The organism is Pseudoduganella sp. jia 12 (assembly GCF_055502675.1).
In genome coordinates this window covers 130935-148505 of the sequence record NZ_JBUXKP010000010.1, presented here as the reverse complement: position 1 = coordinate 148505, position 17571 = coordinate 130935, and the positions used below count along the sequence as shown (strand labels likewise).

The window sequence follows — 17571 nt, the reverse complement described above, 5'->3', positions numbered from 1 at the left end:
TTCGCCATGCGATGTGATGGCGACGAGGACAACATGACCCACGCCACCACTGCCACCTTGCACATACTCGTCGTCGACGATGCGCCGTTCGACCAGCGGCTGCTGGTCGACCTGCTCACCGACCATGGCTACGATGTCATGGTCGCCGCCTCCGGCACGCAGGGGTACCAGCTGGCGCTCGCCAGCCAGCCCGACCTCGTGATCATGGATGCACGGATGCCGGACATGGACGGATTCACATGTTGCCGCCTGCTGCATGCGAACCGCTCAACTTGTGAACTCCCGATCATTTTCCTTTCCGGCGCGGACAGTGCGGACGACCGGATCGCCGGGTTCACCGCCGGCGCGGTCGATTTCGTCGCGAAGCCGTTTGTCGCCGATGAGCTGCTGGCGCGCATCCGGGTTCACCTGGGCCTGACGCGCCGCTGCCGCTCCATACCCGGCCCGGAGCCAGCCGGGAGGCTAGATTCCGTTGTCGATTCCGCCGACGAACTGGACGCGGTGCGCGTCACCGCGGCCCAGCAGGTGATTTCCGATCACCTGGGAGAGCTGCCCGGGCTGACGGAGATCGCCCGGCGCGTGGGCACTTACCGCGAACGTCTCAACGGCCTGTTCCGGCAACGGCTCGGCGTCAGCGTGTTCGAATACGTGCGCGAACTGCGCATCGCGCGCGCGACAGCGCTGTTGCGCGACACCCCGATGGAAGTGCGCGATATCGCGCAACTGGTCGGTTTCCGCAATGCAGGCAACTTCGCAACGGCATTCCGCGAACGGACAGGGCTGACACCGAGCGGCTACCGGGATTCCCGCCAGGTCGAGCTGCTGCCGGGCAGTATCGGCCCGCCGACGGCGCAGCCCCGCCAGGAGCGCCATGGCTGAGCTACCGGCCCTTCTCTGCAACAAAAAATACATGAGCCAGCTTGACTTGCGGTTTGCAACGGCGGATGCTGTCAAACTGACACAGGTGGAGGCCATGATGGCGCTGGAAACGGGCAACGACGGGCGTGGCGGCAGGAGCGGCACAGCGGGGAATGGCAGCGACCGGCGCAATAACGCCGCGCTGGCGGCCGTGGTCGACCAGGCGATCCGTTACGACGCCGAACGGGGGGCCGCACTGGCATGGGCCTACCTGGCGCAACATGGCTTGCCGCCCGAAACGATCCTGCGGGTGCTTGCCTCCCCCGACGGCAGCCGGGCGCCACGGCGCTCGGCGGGCAACGCCCTCGATGGTGCCATGTACCGGCAATAAGCCGGTGCGGCCACGATGGCGCGCCGCGCAGCCTGCTCCCCGCCGCCCCTCCCGTATGCGCCTTTCGCCATCGCGCATTAGCCGTTATTTCTGTCGCGCGTCTGCCTGACTCGCGGTCCGCCGTGCAATACCTCGCCGTGCAATGCCTCGCCGTGCATTCCCTCGCCGTGCAATCCAATTACGGCGCAGCCGCTACAATGCTGCATGACTGCGCCGATCCATCCCGTCGTCCAGCCCGACGAAGCGGGCCGCCTTGCCCTGTTGCATACGCTGCGATTGCTTGATTCGCCGCCCGAACCGGTGTTCGACCGGGTCACGCGGCTGGCCAGCCGCCTGCTGGATGCGCCCGTTGCGCTGTTTTCACTGGTCGACCGCGAGCGCCAGTGGTTCAAGTCACGGGTGGGAACGGAAGTGGCGGAGACACCCCGCAACATTTCGTTCTGCACCCATGCCATCGCGCAGCGCGAGCCGCTGGTCATCAACGATGCGCTGAACGATCCCCGGTTCGCCGACAATCCGCTCGTACGGGACGGCCCGAAGTTCCGCTTCTATGTCGGCGTGCCGATCCGGTCGCAGGACGGCCATGCGATCGGCACGCTGTGCGCGCTCGATACCCGGCCCCGCGAGCTGGCGCCCGACGAGCTGGCGGCGTTCGAAGACCTTGCCGGGATCGTGGCGGACGAAGTGCGCCGGCGCGAGCAGCTGGCGTGCGCGCGCGCCCACGTCCAGGAGGCGGATGCGGCGATGCGCGGCACGGAGGCGCGGCTGCGTTCGATCTTCGAGCTGGCGAGCTTCGGCATCGCCCTGATCGATGCGCACAATGGCAACTGGCTGGCGGTCAACACGGCGGCCTGCGCGATCCTCGGCTACACCGAAGAACAATTCCGGCGCCTGACCTTCAGGCAAATCACGCATCCGGACGACGTGGCCGCCGACATCGCGCTGGTACGCGACCTCGTTACCGGCCGCATCACCCAGTTCGAACGGCAAAAGCGCTATATCCGGCACGACGGCAGCAGCGTCTGGGTGCACACGAATGTCAGCCTGAAATCGGACGAAGCGGGCCGGCCCGAGTATTTCATCGTGGCCGTGATCGACATCCAGGCGCGCAAGAGCGCCGAGGACGCGCTGTCCGCGCTGCACGCGCAGCTGGAGGCAAGGGTCGACGACCGCACGCGCAAGCTGGTCGAAGCCAACCACAACCTCACCGAGGCCATCGGCCGCCAGCAGCAGGCCGAGGCGGCGCTGCGTGCCCGCGAGGCCGAACTGTCCAGCATCCTCGAATATGCGAACGACGTGTATATCGGCATCGACGAGAAAGGCCGCGTCACGGCGTGGAACCGCCAGGCCGAACGCACGTTCGGCTGGACCGCCCTGGAAGCGACCGGCCACGCCCTCGACGAACTGATCATCCCGGCCGACTTGCGCGACCGGCACCGCCAGGGCATGGCGCGCTACCGGGCAAGCGGTCAGGCGACCGTACTGGGCAAGCGACTGGAATTGCCGGCCGTGCGCCGCGACGGCAGCGCGCTGACGGTGGAGATCCGTATCCACGCCACCGAGATCGACGGCCAGCTCACGTTTTCCGCCTTCCTGCACGATATCTCGGCGCGCAAGCTGGCCGAAGCCCAGCGCGAACACGATATCCGCCACGATCCGCTGACGGGCTTGCTGAACCGGCGCGCGCTGGAAGAATTGCTGCCGCAGGGTCAGGCCAGGTCGCAGCGGCACGGTATCGCCTTTGCCGTGCTGTTCATCGACCTCGACGGTTTCAAGGCCGTCAACGACCGGCACGGGCACGATGCCGGCGATGCGCTGCTGTGCGAAGTGGCCCGGCGGCTGCGCACGTCGGTGCGGCAGAACGACAGCGTGGTGCGGCTGGCAGGCGACGAATTCGTCGTCGTGCTCGAGGGGCAGCCCTATACGATGGCGCGGGCGCGCGGGGTGGCCGCCAAGCTGGTCGACGCGCTGGCCCAGCCGGTGGCGTTGGCCGCTGGCGCAGCGACGGTGCAGGTGGGTGCCAGCGTCGGCATCGCGATGCACGGCGCCGGCGATACCTGGGCGCCGGGCGACCTGCTGCGCGAAGCGGACCGCCAGATGTACCTGGCCAAGGAAGCGGGCCGCGGCAGTGTCCGACCCGCCGCCGGCGACAAGGAAGACTGAAAGGGCCGCGCAATGGCGGCCCGTCGGAAAAGACGATGCAAGCCCGGCGGCGGCCGGGCGGCAGCTCAGTGGCTGTGCATGGCCTGCGCCGCGGTGGCGCGGGCGGCGAAGTAGCAGGCGCCGGCGCAGCGCTCCAGGCCGTCACGGTCGAGTACCACCACCATGCCGCGGCGGCACTGGATCAGGCCGTCGCTGGCCAGCTTGCCGGCAGCGGCCGTGATGCTTTCGCGGCGCACGCCCAGCAGGTTGGCGATCGATTCCTGCGTTACCTTCAGTTCGTTGGACGGGGAACGGTCCAGGCGTTCGAGCAGCCAGCGGCACAGCTTCTGTTCGATGCTGCTGTGACGGCTGCTGACGACGTTCTGGGCCAGCTGCGCGAACAGGCAGCTGGTGAAGCGCATCAGTTGCTGTGCCAGCATGCCGCCTTCGGCGAACAGTGCGCGCAGCGCATCGGTGCGCATGCGGTAGCCGTAGCCGGCCGCCTGCACGACTGCCGTGTTGCTGGCGCGCTCGCCCTTGTACATCGTCACGCCCGCCACGCCTTCGCGGCCGACCACGGCGATTTCCGTCGTGATGCCGTCTTCGTTGACATATTGCAGCGATACGATGCACGTGGTTGGGAAATACGTGTAGTCGATCTTCTCGCCAAAGTCATACAGGTGCTTACCGACCGGCATGGCCACCAGCTCCAGGTCCGGGATCAGGCGCTCGAGTTCGTCCAGCGGCAGTGCGCGCAGCAGTTCGTTCTGCTGCAGACCGGTGACGCTGATGCCCTGCGGCGCAGCCTTGCCGCGCAGTGCCGTCGGCGCGGAGCCGGCGACATTGATCATCGATGGTGGCAGGGAGGTCGTGTCGTTGTGCATGGTCTTGAACATGTTGTTTATCCTTGTCGAGTTCAGATGTTTCGTTTCGTTGTCATTTCCTCCACTTTATGGTTGAGCCATGTTTTTGAGAGTCGGACTACTGTAGGACGCGATGTAGTATTCGAAGATCAAGCGGTGTAATCTCAGTCCTACGTGAAGTGGCGCACATTCAAAGATGTCCGAAACCCGGAAAATTCAATTCATCGGCAACTCGCCAGCTACCGAATGATGAAAGCGCCCATGAACAGCATCTTCAAAGTTTCCTATGCCCTGCAACGCCAGCAACGCGCGGTCGAACGCACGCTCTATGCGAAGTCGGCCGAGGAAAGCATGGCTGCTTCGAAGTGGGTGGACGCCTGGCATCGCCTGGTACAGGCTCGACTGGACAAGATGGCCGAGCCCAGCCGCTATATCGACAGCCGCGGCCGTTTCTTGCACTGACCGGACATGTCGGAGCGCGCCACCTCTCCTGGCGCCTCCCGCCGCTTCCGCGCCGGTCCGAATTCCCCGCATTGCCTCTCCCGTCCTTCTCTCGCAGCGTCACGCTTGTTGACGTGAACGTTAACTGATTTTCATGCTTCTCCCGCTGTGCTAGTATGCGGCGGCACGCCCGACAGGGCTTGCCGCTGTGCAAAATAGCGATCAGACCGCTGCGGGCCTATCCGGCAACGCGCGGCGCCGGAGACAATCTCAACAAAATTGGAGAAGCAGTGAGCATTTTCAGAACCAAAAACCTTGACGACATGGTCGCGGCCAGTCGCGCGCCCGGCGGGTTGAAGAAAGTCCTGGGCCCCTTCGATCTCGTCCTCATGGGCATCGGTGCCATCGTCGGCACCGGTATCTTCGTGCTGACCGGTACCGGCGCACTGACCGCGGGCCCCGCACTCACCCTCTCCTTCATCGTCGCCGCCCTCGCCTGCGGCTTCGCCGCGATGTGTTATGCCGAGTTCGCGTCGACCGTGCCGGTCGCCGGCTCCATCTATACCTACAGCTATGCCACGCTGGGCGAACTGGTCGCCTGGATGATCGGCTGGGACCTGATGCTGGAATACGGACTGGCCGCCTCGGCCGTCGCGGTCGGCTGGTCCGGCTATTTCCAGTCGCTGCTGGCCGGCTTCGGCCTGCAGCTGCCCACGGCGCTGACCGGCGCGCCGGGTGCGGTACCGGGCGTGGCCACGTATTTCAACCTGCCCGCCTTTGTCATCATGATCGTGCTGGCGGGCATGCTGTCGCTGGGCATCCGCGAATCGGCCCGCATGAACAACGTGATGGTGGCCATCAAGGTCGGCGTCGTGCTGCTGTTCATCGCCGTGGGCGCGGGCCACGTCAAGCCCGAGAACTGGCAGCCGTTCATGCCGTTCGGGCACACCGGCGTGCTGTCCGCCGCCGCCCTCGTGTTCTTTGCCTTCATCGGTTTCGACGCGGTGACGTCCGCCGCCGAAGAGGTCAAGCGCCCCGAGCGCGACCTGCCGATCGGCATCATCGGCTCGCTGGCGGTCTGCACGATCCTGTACGTGATCGTCTCGGCGATCATGACCGGCATCGTGCCGTTCCAGAATTTCGCCGGTGTCGACCACCCGGTCTCGCTGGCGCTGAAATATGCGGGCGAAAACTGGGTCGCCGGCTTCGTCGACCTGGGCGCGATCCTCGGCATGACGACCGTGATCCTGGTGATGTCCTACGGCCAGACGCGGATCATCTTCGCGATGTCGCGCGACGGCCTGCTGCCCAAGCGCCTGTCGTCGATCCATCCGAAGCACGGCACGCCTTTCCTGGCCACGTGGATCGTCGGCGTCGTGTTCGGCCTGATGGCCGCCCTGGTGCCGCTGAACGTGCTGGCGGAACTGATCAACATCGGCACGCTGGCCGCGTTCTCGCTGGTTTCGGTCGCCGTGATCGTCCTGCGCAAGCAGCGCCCGGACCTGCATCGCGCGTTCCGCTGCCCTGGCGTACCGGTGGTGCCGCTGCTGGCCGTGGCATTCTGCTTCACGCTGATGGCCTACCTGTCGTGGCACACGTGGCTCGCGTTCGGCATCTGGCTGCTCATCGGCCTGGTCATCTATTTCGGCTATGCGCGCCACCATTCGCTGCTGAACAAGCAGGGTTGATACGCGCGACGACGTAAAAAAAAGGGGCGCCGCGGCGCCCCTTTTTCACGTCCTCAGAATGCCACGCGCACACCCACGTTGACCCTGCGCCCCACGTCTTCCAGCATCAGGAACTGGCTTTCGTTGTTGGCGTATTCATGCGCCTGCTGGTTCGACAGGTTGATCGCATCGGCATAGATCGCTATCGTGTCGGTGATGTTGTAGCGCAGGCTGGCATCGGTCTGGCCATACGCGGCGCGGTTGCGCGGCTGTGTGCTGCCGCCGCCGCAATTGATCGAGAAGTGGTTGCGCCAGTTGTAGCTGGCACGGGCCTGGAAGCTGCCGTTCTCGTAGAATACCGAACCGTTGTACGACTGCTTCGACAGTCCCGGGTAGCCGCACACCAGCGCCGCCGCATCGCCGTCGCGCTCGGCGGAAGCATCCACGTACGTATAGTTGGCGGACACCCCGAAGCCGCGCAGCCACGGGATCGCATCGTCGAACGCATACTGGCCGGCGATCTCCACACCCTTGATCTTGCCCGTCTGCCCGTTGCGTACGCGGCTGTCGTGCACCACCTCGTCGTACTGGGGAATGCGCATGTCCACGAGCCGCGTTTCCAGGAAGTCGGAGACCTTCTTGTAGAACACGGCCGCGCTGACATAGTTCGTCTTCGACAGGTACCATTCATACGACAGGTCGAGGTTCTTCGACTGCATCGGGTTCAGGTAGGGGTTGCCGCCGCCTGTCTGCACGTCGCCGAACCTGCCGCCATACCAGTTGTCGACACCCATCTGCGACAGCGTGGGCCGGGTTTCCGTCTTCGACGCCGCCAGGCGCAGCAGCATGTCCTTCGTCACGTCGAATTTCACGTTGGCCGACGGCAGGTAGCTGTTGTAGCTGTTGTCGACACTCGTGGCCACGCGCGGACCCCAGTTCAGGATGTAGGTCGTGTCGTTCGGGCTCTTCACGGCGGACAGCAGTTCGCGGGAAAAGCCGGTCGAGCGCGATTTCACGTGCACCACGCGCACGCCGGCGTTGGCGGACCAGCGCTCGCCTTCCCACTTCGTGTCGAGGAAGATGCTCGACACCTTTTCGCGGACACCCCATTGCGATGCAGGCGCCGCGTAGTTGATGCCCATCGGGCCGTTCGGGTAGCGCGACTTGTCGCCGTACAGGGCCGGGTCGTTCGACTGCCCCAGCAGCGACGGCTGGTTCAGGTAGGCCATGTATTCGTTCGGATCGAAGCGCAGGAACGCCTTGGGCACCTGCCCGCCGGTGCCGAAGAAGTCGTCCATCGGCGTGACGGTAAACAGCGACGCCGGCAGCGCCAGGTGGTAGCCGCTGAACGCATTCCAGGAATCGGCCTCGAATTCGTGGCGACCCACTTCCCTCTGGGAATACGAGACGCCCGTGTCGATGCCCTTGAACGGGCCTTCCTCGCGATTCCACGACAGGTTCAGGCGGCCCTCGTGCAGCTTGTCGGAATTGCCGACCTGGCCGTTCGAGACGGCATGGGCCTTCACCGCGGTCGGATCGGCGATGTTGTCGCCGAAGGTCACCGTGGGGGCCGCGCCGAAGGTCAGGTAATCGCCATTGCGCGGCACCATGCCGGCCACCACCCACTGGTCCGGCGACTGCGACGTGGTGCGCGACGTGGACACGTCGCCTTCCAGTTTCCAGTCCGGTGCCAGCTGCCATTTCGAGTTCAGGCCGAAGGCTTTCGTTTCCGACAGCCGGTCGCCGCCCTTGACGATCATGTCGTTCGAATTGGCTTCGGTGAGCGGGCGCCCTTCGCCGACCAGTGCCGGGTTGTTCGCATAGAAATCCGCCCCCGGGCGGTAGAACGACGTGACCTGGTCGTTCTGGTCATGCTGCACGCCCACCTGCACCGGATTGTTCCAGTCGCTGAACGCGATCACCTTGTTGCGCTGGTCGAGACGCGAATACAGGGCGTCTGCCGACAGTTTCCAGTCGCGCGACGGGTTGTACTGCACGGTCAGGTTGCCCACCGTGCGCTTGCGCGATTCCTCCTCGACCTGGAAGCCGAAGCTCTGCGGCATGTACAGCCTTTTCGTCGTCACGTCGGCCATCGTCAAGCCGCGCGAATTCAGGTCGCCGTTGATCATCGTCACGTCGCGGTAATGCCAGTCGTCGGTCACGGCCTTGTTCTGCTTCGAGGCGCGGTCCGTATAGGACACCGAGGCCGTCACGCCGAAGGTGCGCGCCTCGTTGGCGAAGGTGTACATGCCGGCCAGGTTCGGCGTGTGCTCCTTTGAATTGTCGTCATAGGAGTGGGAAACATTGATCACCGACGAGTGTCCCGTCTTGCCGGACAGCGGGCGGGCCGTCTGCACGTCCACGGTCGAGCCGATGCCGCCTTCGGGCAGGAACGGCTGCGAGGTTTTATAGACGAGCACTTTCGAGATCAGGTCCGAGGACAGCAGGTCGAACGAGAATTCGCGCCCGCCCGTATCGCTGGTCAGCGTGCGGCCGTTGACCAGCACGTTGTTGAACTCCGGCCCCAGGCCGCGCACGGAAATATAGCGGCCTTCGCCATTGTTGCGCTGGATTTGCACGCCGGTCACGCGCTGAAGCGATTCGGCGATATTCGTGTCCGGGAATTTGCCCGCATCCTCGGCCGACACGGCATCCACCACGCCATCCTGCATGCGCTTGGTGTTCAGCGACGAGCTGAGCGAGGCGCGGATGCCGCTGACGACGACGGTGGCCGCATTCTCGGCCGGCGCCGCGTTCGCGGCGGTGCCCTGCGTATCCTGCGCCAATGCGGACAGGGGAATCAGTATTTCGGCGATCAATGCCGCCAGAACGGTCTTGCGCATGCGATGTTGTTGCATTCTCTTGGTCTCCTTGTTTTTCGTTATAAAGCGTTCGGCAATGCCGGGCGCTTCTTGCCGGAAACTTGCATTTCCCTGCTCGTGAGCGTTCCTCGTCACTGCCGGCTTCGTCGCCATTTGCTATTGGCAATCCGACATGGCAACGTTACCATCTTTGATGGTACACGCACGGTTTTCAGGCACGCCTATCACTTTTTCATGAAATGGTATTCCGTTTGAAGATAGCTGCGAAACGCCCGGAAATACGGCCCCGCCAGTACATCCTGGCCGTGACTTGGGTATCGCTTTGCGTTACAAAAAAACAACACACTTCATCCGCGGACGGCATAGCACGGAGTTGTATGCATCGGTCGGCGACTTGAGCACCGCATCCTTTCTGGCTGCCGCACAATGGACGCTCTCCCTGTCAAAGCGCTGCGACGATGCCTGATCCGCTGGTCAAGTTACTTTACAAGCTGCCGCTCGCCCTGCTGACTTCAGCGGCCATGGCCCATGCCGCCCCGCCGGAGTCCCCGACAGTGATCGTGACAGGTGCGAAAATCACCATCGGCTGGCCATACGCGGTGCTGGCGGAAGGCATGAATGCGTTCGACGATGGGCGACGCAGCCTGGCGCCACGGGCCGCGTTGCGGTTCCGCCTGCTGCTGGCGCCGGGTGTCGCGGCGCTCGATCATGTTGCCATGACCCTGGTCGACGGCGACAGGCTGACGCCGGTGCCGCTCGCGCCGGATGGTTTCTTCACGCTGGCGCGGCAGGACGGGCTCGGCGGCGCCGAACTGGCCGTCAACCGCAATGCCGGCCAGTTCGATGGCAACCGTACGCCGCAGCCCGACGTGCGTACGCCGGGGCTGCCGGACAATGTGCGCCGCCTGGGCGACCTGCGCCTCGAGTGCCGCGCGAAGATGGCGATGGCCAGGCACCTTTTCGGTTTCATGCAGAGTGCCGCGATCAGCCTGGCGGGCGGCACCGACTGGTGCGCGCCGCGCAAGGGCGGCGGCTACACCGTCAACGCGGGACGGCCGGTGGCCCGTGCCGCGCTTGCCGAAGAAGGCCGCACGCTGGCGCTGGCCGTCAAGGCGGATGCCGCCTCCATCCCCATTGCCGATCCTTCATGGAGCGACGATGCGCTGGTGACGTTCGACTACGCGCCCCAGTAAGTGTCCCACTCGCCGCGTGGAATGGACAGGCGGCGGAACGTGCGCTCTTCCACGGCGAGCTCCTTGCATTTGCGCCCACCGGGCTGTGCCTTGCCATCGTCGGACAGCACATGCATCGTGCCGTGCGCATCGAAGAACAGCGCTTCCGGGTGCAGGCCGGCCAGCGCCGGCACATCGATCGGCACCGGCCGGTCGCCGGCGCGGCCGGACCAGCGGTACAGCGCGTAGTCGTCGCCGGCCGCGGGCGGACCGGCGGCGATGTAGTACGCGTCGCCGTACCATTCGATCGCGCGGATGCCGCGGTCCCCCAGGTCGAGCAGGATGGGCGCGCCCAGTTCGGCCCGGCCACCATCGAGCAGCGGCGAGGGATCCGCCATCGGCACGATCAGGGCCCAGCCGTGCGGCACGGGATTGCGAAAGCCGACCAGCAGGCCGCCGCCGGGCGTGGCCGCGAGGCCTTCGATGCACAGGCCGTCCGGATCCTTCGGTGCCTTGCGCGCTGCCTTGGCAAGATCGAAATGGTCCAGCAGGGGATGCGCCAGCATGTCGTCCAGCAGGCGGCGGTACGGCTTGCCGACGGGCCGGCCGGCCGGATCGGTGGCGAACAACTGGCACCGCGTCGCGCTCGGCCGGCCTTTCCTGTCGCATCCGTGCGACGTGATCCACCACACCCGGCCGTTCAATTCCGCCGCGCCTTCGATGTCGGCCTCGCCGCCATCCGCCGTGTCGAGGAACGCGGTCAGGTCGCACTCGCGCGCGGGCGGCCCCGCATCGTAGCGGTACACGTGCAGCACGTTCGATTCATCGTCCGCGGCGATGAAATGGTCGTCGTCCAGCGGCACGGCCGCGGACGCGTCGCAGATGCGGTAGTGCACGAAGTGTTCGGCATCGCTCATTGCATGTTCTCCTTTGTTCATCCCGTGTTCAGCCCTTTGTCCAGCATTTCGATGCCGGACCGGGAACAGCGTTCCGTACGGGCGGCACATGCCGGCACGCGCAGTATGCCTGCAAACGGTGTGGAAAGGATGACAACGGGAGCGGCGGCACGGTGGCCGGTCCAGGAGGGCCGGCGTACGCGCGCGCAGGCGCGCGAACGCCGGTGGCAAGGCGGGGTTACGCGGCCTAGGCTTCCGGCTTGAAGTGCGTCGGGCTGATACGGAACTTCTGGCGACGATCGCCCATCAGGTAACGCAGGTCGCGGATCGACAGTTCGCTCACTTCATGCATGCGTATCAGCAGCGAAGCACCGACCGGCAGCTTCAGGTGGCGGATCTTGCTGATCACGGGGGGGGCCACTTCGAGCGAACGGGCCAGGGCCGCGTCGTTCTTCAGGTGCATGATGTCGATCAGCCCGTCGAGCAGGCGGTTCGGGTTGTAGGTCAGCGCCTCCTCGTCGGACATGACGTGGGCCAGCACTTGGGGGGAATCGGGTTTCATCAGGGCTCCAGAAACGGGTCGGCGGCACGCACCTGCGGCTCGCCTTCATCGCAAACGCGATGGGCTCGGGTCAATGTTTTGCTCGGGGGTTGGGAACAGCTGCCATATTGCATCAGATTATGCCGTGCGGCAATCTTTTCAATAGTCGGTGTTGCGTCCATGACAAAGGCGCTGTCACCCGGGCCTGTGGACTGAACTGAACCATTCGCCGAAATCGCTGTCTCAACAGTACTGACGACGGAGGCGGCCATGCATGACGGACTGTTCACTACCTTGCTGGAACGGCTGCGCGGGCAAGTCGCTCAATGTTCAGGCGTGCAACTGGCGGCGTTGCGTGCCTTGCTCGAATCGGCCTCGGCGCTAACGACCTGCCTTGAATTGATCGAACGATACGGGCGACCCTGCCATGCATGCCCACATTGCGCGGCGACGCGCATCCATCGTCACGGCTTCTCGTCTGGCCTGCAACGCTATCGCTGCCTGGCTTGCGGCCGAACCTTCAATGCCTTGACCGGCACGCCGCTCGCCTTCCTGCGCCTGCGTCATCAATGGCTGCCATTCCTGGAGACAGTGCTCGATTCGCGGACGGTGCGCGCCGCCGCCGAAAAAACCGGCATCCATCGCAACACCAGCTTTCGCTGGCGCCATCGATTCATGGCCGGAGCCAAGCACGATCGCCCGTCGCAGTTGCAAGGGATCGTCGAGGCGGACGAAACTTATTTACTGGAATCACAAAAAGGCAGCCGGCACCTGGACAGGCCAGCGCGCAAGCGTGGCGGCAAGGCCAGCCGACGCGGCATCTCGAGGGAACTCGATTGCATCCTCGTGGCCCGCGACCGTGATGGCAAGACGAGGGATTTCGTTTGCGGCCGTGGTCCGGTCACGGCGCGCCAGCTGGCTCATCACCTGCCGCCGGTACTGGCCGCGGACGTGCTGCTGGTATCGGACAGCGCCGCTGCCTACCGGACATTTGCGCGCCGTACCGGCATCCTGCACGAAGCTGTCAACGTGAACGCAGGGGTGCGAACACGCGGTGCGATTCACCTGCAGCACGTAAATGGGTACCACAGCCGCTTCCATGGCTGGCTGGCGCGTTTCAATGGGGTGGCGAGCCGGTACCTGCTGAACTACCTGGGCTGGCGCCACGGCCTTGACGGGCAGCGCTGGCGAACGCCAGCGAATTGCTTGATTGCAGCACTGCTGGGCAGCATTACCTGATAACTCGGTGGAACTTCCACAGCTTTGGGTGACAGCGCCATGACAAACGACGTTTTGCCGAGTCGTTCGCCAAGGTGAACTGGCGCACGGTAGCGCAGAGTCCGGCCTAATACGATTAAGTCATTGCATCACTGATAGCAATACGTCACGCAACAAGCAACCCAAGGAGAGACAAGATGTACAAAGTCCGCCGCGCCTATTCCCGCACCGATATCGAAACCGAACTGATCATCAATCGTGCGCTGCTGCTGCAGCAATCCACCGGCCTGAAGGACGCGCACATGTTCTTGACGCGCAAGCGCATCAAGCCCTCCGTCATCAAGCGCGTGTTGGCGATGCCGGGCGAGCGGCGAGATTTTTCGTGAGAGATTGCAGGTAGACTTCGCCGGTTGAGGTTCGATACTTCAACCGGAAATCGTTGGCCGCCGAACACCGGTGTCTGACATTATTTTCGGGGTGAATCTTCCCGAAAATAGTGTCAGACACCGGTTTGCTTATGACGCGGGCGAGAACAGGCTTTAGACCAGACTACACCGGCGCCGCCTGCGGCGACGCAGTGGGCCCCACCGTCACCGGCCGGCCATCTTCCCACCGCAGCCGGTCGATGCACATGCGCCGCCCGGTGCGGTCCGGGCCCCAGGCGTGATACACGATCCACGTTTCACCGCCGCCCGGCGAAGCCACGAATGAATTGTGGCCGGGACCGATCAATTGCCCCTGCAGGGTACTCATCAGCAGTGCCCGCCCACCCTCTTCCGGCCGCCGGTATGGTCCGAGCGGATGGTCGGCCACCACGTAGCTGACCCCGTAGTTTTCCTTTTCCCATGCCCCGCCGCTGTAGAAGCAGTAATAGCGCCCCTCGTGCTTCAGCACGGCCGCGCCTTCCACCGTGTGCCAGTCGTAGACGTTGCCGTACATCGTGCGCTGCTTCAGGAACAGGTGCCAGTCCTCGTGCGGCCGGTGCACCATGCGCGGCTTTCCCTCCAGCGCCGTCATGCTCGTCATGCGGTCCACGACGATGCCGGTACCCACGCGGTGGTCGTCTTCCAGTTCCAAAAAATCGACGCAGTAGAACAGGTACCACTGGCCGTCGTCGTCCTTGAAAGGGTGGGCGTCGATCGAGAACGGCTGGTCGGGCACCAGGACCACGCCGGCATCGACGAAGGGCCCGGCCGGATCGGCGCTCGTGGCCACGCGCAACTGGTGGTCGCGCCCGTCGATGCCCTGTGCCGAGTAATACATATAGAAGGTGCCGTCGTCATAGGCCACTTCCGGCGCCCAGAAGTCGTGGCCGCCCGGCGGCACGAGCGCGTAGCCGAGCGGTTCCCAGTTCACCAGGTCCGGCGAGCGCAGCACGGGGAATGCGCGCCCATCCGCACCGCCCGGCGCCGTGCCGTAGGCGTAATAAAAACTCCCGTGACGCAGCACGAACGGGTCGGCGAACGTCGCCGGGTACACGGGGTTTACGTACTCATTCATGCGTTTCTCCGATCCGGCGCTCCCAGCTTCGAAAACCGGTGACAGACACCGGTTTTCTTGGAACATTTCAGATTAATAGGTGTCTGTCACCGGTTTTGCACCGATTTTTAGAGCTTGAAGCGCAGCCCCAGGCCATAGGTGGTGGGCGTGTAGCGGATGTCGCGCGGGCGCATCGTGTCGCCCACGTAGCTTTCGTACTTCTCCTTCGTCAGGTTGATCGCGTCGAACTGCAGCGAGATGTTATTCGTGAGCTCGTACGACAGCGACAGGTCGACGTAGGTGGAAGCCTTGACGACGCGGTCCTGCAGGAAGCGCGGTTCGGCCACCTGTTCCACGTAGTCGCCGCGCCGCGTGGCGGCCAGACGCCCTGTCAGGCCGTGGCCCTCGTACAGCAGCGCGAAATTGTGGCTCTTGCGGGCCACGTCGATCAGCCGGGTCTTCGTCAGCGCGGCCGAGTTCACGTCGAGCCGGGTTTCGTTTTCGTCCTTGATCCACGTGAAGTTGTACTGGGCGCCGAAGCCGCTCCAGAAGCCGGGCAGGAAGTCGAAGAATTTCTGCGTGCCGAATTCAAAGCCCTTCAGCGTGCCCTGGCCGGAGTTCTGCGGCCGCGTCACGCGGTAGCGCTGGCCGTCGATGATCTCGTCCTGCGTGTAGTCCTGCAGGTAGCCCGTGAAGTCGCGGTGGAACAGCGCCAGCTGCGCATAGCCGTTGCCGGTGAAATAGTATTCCAGCGTCGCATCGAGGTTGGTCGACTTGGTCGGCGCCAGGTTCGCGTTGCCGGCGCTGCCGGTGCCCGGCGCGTTGACGGTGGGCGGGATCAGCGACAGCGCGGGGTTCAGGCGCAGGAAGTCCGGCCGCGTCAGCGTCTTGCCGGCCGAGAAGTGCGACTGCAGGTTCTCGCGCCAGCCGACCAGCGCCGAAATGCTGGGCAGGTAGTTGTTTTCCGAAGTCGACAGGTCGATCGGCGTGATCACGTCGCCGACCCGGCTGGTGCCTTCCAGCTTGCGCTTCACGTGGATGACGCGCACGCCGGCATCGCCGCTCACGTCGATGCCGCCGACCGTGGTCTGCCAGCGCGCGCTGACATAGGCGGCGGTGGAGCGTTCGCGCTGCTCGAACATGCGGTTCGGATCGTCCGGCACGCGGCCCGCCGGCACGCCGTACAGGGCGCGCACCCGGTCGGCCTGGTCGAGCAGGAAGTCGTGCGACGGCACGTAGTACTGGCCGCCCAGCCGGTCCACGCCGGGGCTGAGCACTTCGAAGCCCGGCCCGAACGCATCGACCGGGTTCGGCCGCGCGTCGCGGTTCACGTCGCTCGCCCGTTCCGCCGAATGATAGGCGGTGGAACGCGACGACAGCTTCAGGCCCACGTTGATCGCGCGGACGAATCCTTCGCTCATCTTGTACGTGCCATCGGTGCGCCACTGGGTCTGCTTGCCGAGCGACTCTTCCCAGTTCTGCACGAGGCCGCGCAGCACGAACTCGCGCGGGTCGCGCAATGGCGTTCCGCTGGTGGGCGTGGTCACCGCGTTGTAGCCGCCATGGCCATCCGCGCCATAGGTATAGACATTCACCGTGGCGTTGGGAATCTGCTGGTCGACGATCACCCGGTCCTGGATGAACTTCGAATGGGTGAACGCCAGGCCCGTCGTGACATCCCACGGCCCGTCGCGGAAGCGCAGCTTCGTGTTCAGGAAATGCGTGTTCGTGCGCTCCTGCGTGCCCCAGGCGCTGGTGGCAACGTAGGGATCCCAGTCATAGGGATTGGGCGAGAACTGCGCCGGCAGCGCCACGGCCGACACGATCGGACAGATCTGCCCCGCCGGCGTGTCGCAGCCACGGTCGCCCAATACCGCGTTGCTCAGGCGCGGCGCCCAGCCCACGATGCCGAGGATATAGTCGGTCGCGCTGCGGGCACGGTAGCCGGTGCCGAGGTACTGCGTGGTGAAGTCGAGTTTCGGGTTGATCTTCCACTGGAACGCGCCGTGCCCGGAAAAACGCTCGCGCTCGCCGCCGTTATAGATGCCGCCCACCTGCGGCAGGTTGCCCAGACGGTCGCCCGGGTTCAATGGCGCGATCGGCTGGTCGTCGTTCAGCCGCACGGCCGTGCCGTCGGGCCTGACCGAGAAGAGGCGGTCCGGGCGGTCCACCCACTGCACCGGATAGCCCCAGTGCTCCTTGTTGTATGCCACGTCGACCAGCAGGCCCATTTCGCCGGCACCGCTGTCCCAGCGGTCGCTGTACAGCGCGCCGCCGCCGGGGCTGTTGCGGGTCTCGGCCGCGTCGCTGCCGTTGATCTTCTGCCGGCGGTTTTCCAGGTAGCCGGTCACGGTACGGCCCTTGTAGTCGAACGGGGCGCGCAGGCGGATGTCGATGGCGCCGGCGATGCCGCCCTCGGGCTGGTTGGCGGTGGCGGACTTGTACACGTCCATGCCGCCGATCGATTGCACGGGCAGGTCCTGGTATTGCAGGCGCCGGCCACGGCCGGTGAAGATGTCGTTGCCGTCCAGCGACGTGACGACGTCCGGCAGGCCGCGGATCGTCACGGTCGACGTCTCGCCCCGGTCGCGCCCGACCTGCACGCCGGCGATCCGCTGCAGCGCGTCGCCCGCGGCGCGGTCGGGGAACTTGCCGATATCGTCGGCGTTGATCGAATCGACGACCTGCGTGGCATCGCGCTTGATCTGCTCGGCCGAACGGATGCTGCGGCGGATGCCCGTCACCTCCACGGTGGCGATGGGCCCGCCCTGCACGCTGGCGTCGCCCGCGCCGGTGGCCTGCGCCGGGGCGGACTGGCCGGACGTGTCCTGCGCAGCAGGAGAAGAAACCGTATCGGCCGGCTGCGCCGGTGGTGCGGCGGGGTCCGCGACCTGCTGCGCGCCGGCCGCGCCGGCGGCCATCGCGCACAGGGCGGCGGCAACGGCACGGCGCATTGGCGTCGTCATCAATGAGGAACTCATGGCTGTCTCCGATGTCTGGGCTGTTCTGGAAAGTGGTTTTGCCAGGCTCGTGACGCTTCGCCTGGAGAAGCTGCTGCCTGATCATAGACACAAGCTTTAT

The 17571-nt window shown here is 65.1% G+C and carries 14 protein-coding genes; 8 read left to right on the top strand and 6 right to left on the bottom strand.

The genetic code is table 11. The features are described from left to right. Positions 1-33: 33 nt before the first annotated feature. From ACY65G_RS21755 to ACY65G_RS21745, 3 genes are all read left to right on the top strand, one after another. Positions 34-879: a response regulator gene (locus ACY65G_RS21755; RefSeq protein WP_464999381.1), complete on the top strand. Its 846-nt coding sequence runs from the start codon at positions 34-36 to the stop codon at positions 877-879. A 31-nt stretch (positions 880-910) separates the two neighbouring features. After that, on the top strand, positions 911-1249 hold the full coding sequence (locus tag ACY65G_RS21750; protein WP_464999380.1) for a hypothetical protein: 339 nt from the start codon (positions 911-913) through the stop codon (positions 1247-1249). Between the two features lie 204 nt (positions 1250-1453). Beyond that, positions 1454-3412 carry a bifunctional diguanylate cyclase/phosphodiesterase gene (locus ACY65G_RS21745; protein ID WP_464999379.1) on the top strand — a complete coding sequence of 653 codons (1959 nt, stop codon included), beginning with the start codon at positions 1454-1456 and terminating at the stop codon, positions 3410-3412. A gap of 65 nt (positions 3413-3477) precedes the next feature. Here the strand turns inward: ACY65G_RS21745 and ACY65G_RS21740 are convergent, their stop codons facing one another. Then, the gene (locus tag ACY65G_RS21740; RefSeq protein ID WP_464999534.1) at positions 3478-4242 is read right to left on the bottom strand and encodes a Crp/Fnr family transcriptional regulator; all 765 of its coding nucleotides are present in this window, start codon (positions 4240-4242) and stop codon (positions 3478-3480) included. A 273-nt stretch (positions 4243-4515) separates the two neighbouring features. Here ACY65G_RS21740 and ACY65G_RS21735 point away from each other — a divergent pair, with 273 nt between their 5' ends. Next, the gene (locus ACY65G_RS21735; RefSeq protein WP_464999378.1) at positions 4516-4716 is read left to right on the top strand and encodes a hypothetical protein; all 201 of its coding nucleotides are present in this window, start codon (positions 4516-4518) and stop codon (positions 4714-4716) included. 269 nt (positions 4717-4985) lie between these two features. Beyond that, entirely contained in the window at positions 4986-6383 is a 1398-nt protein-coding gene (locus ACY65G_RS21730; protein WP_464999377.1) for an amino acid permease, read from the top strand. 53 nt (positions 6384-6436) lie between these two features. Here ACY65G_RS21730 and ACY65G_RS21725 read toward each other — a convergent pair whose 3' ends face one another. Beyond that, entirely contained in the window at positions 6437-9220 is a 2784-nt protein-coding gene (locus tag ACY65G_RS21725; protein ID WP_464999376.1) for a TonB-dependent receptor, read from the bottom strand. 422 nt (positions 9221-9642) lie between these two features. On the opposite strand from ACY65G_RS21725, the gene ACY65G_RS21720 reads away from it, so the two are divergent. Then, positions 9643-10377, top strand: a complete 735-nt coding sequence (locus tag ACY65G_RS21720) for a hypothetical protein (RefSeq protein WP_464999375.1) — start codon at positions 9643-9645, stop codon at positions 10375-10377. Here the strand turns inward: ACY65G_RS21720 and ACY65G_RS21715 are convergent. Beyond that, the gene (locus tag ACY65G_RS21715) at positions 10362-11273 is read right to left on the bottom strand and encodes a DUF3616 domain-containing protein (RefSeq protein WP_464999374.1); all 912 of its coding nucleotides are present in this window, start codon (positions 11271-11273) and stop codon (positions 10362-10364) included. The genes ACY65G_RS21720 and ACY65G_RS21715 overlap by 16 nt on opposite strands. 226 nt (positions 11274-11499) lie before the next feature. Beyond that, positions 11500-11814, bottom strand: coding sequence for a hypothetical protein (locus ACY65G_RS21710; protein WP_464999373.1), 315 nt, complete (start codon positions 11812-11814; stop codon positions 11500-11502). A gap of 249 nt (positions 11815-12063) precedes the next feature. Here ACY65G_RS21710 and ACY65G_RS21705 point away from each other — a divergent pair, with 249 nt between their 5' ends. After that, positions 12064-13032 (top strand): IS1595 family transposase, encoded by a 969-nt coding sequence (locus ACY65G_RS21705; RefSeq protein ID WP_464999372.1) that lies wholly within the window; start codon positions 12064-12066, stop codon positions 13030-13032. Positions 13033-13208: 176 nt separating this feature from the next. Beyond that, positions 13209-13397 (top strand): hypothetical protein, encoded by a 189-nt coding sequence (locus tag ACY65G_RS21700; RefSeq protein ID WP_130189244.1) that lies wholly within the window; start codon positions 13209-13211, stop codon positions 13395-13397. A 163-nt stretch (positions 13398-13560) separates the two neighbouring features. On the opposite strand, the gene ACY65G_RS21695 is transcribed toward ACY65G_RS21700, so the two are convergent. Both ACY65G_RS21695 and ACY65G_RS21690 read right to left on the bottom strand, forming a co-directional pair. Further along, entirely contained in the window at positions 13561-14511 is a 951-nt protein-coding gene (locus ACY65G_RS21695; protein ID WP_464999371.1) for a glycoside hydrolase family 43 protein, read from the bottom strand. Positions 14512-14618: 107 nt separating this feature from the next. Next, a complete protein-coding gene (locus tag ACY65G_RS21690) occupies positions 14619-17471 on the bottom strand; it encodes a TonB-dependent receptor (protein WP_464999370.1) in 2853 nt (950 codons plus the stop codon). Positions 17472-17571 lie beyond the last annotated feature (100 nt).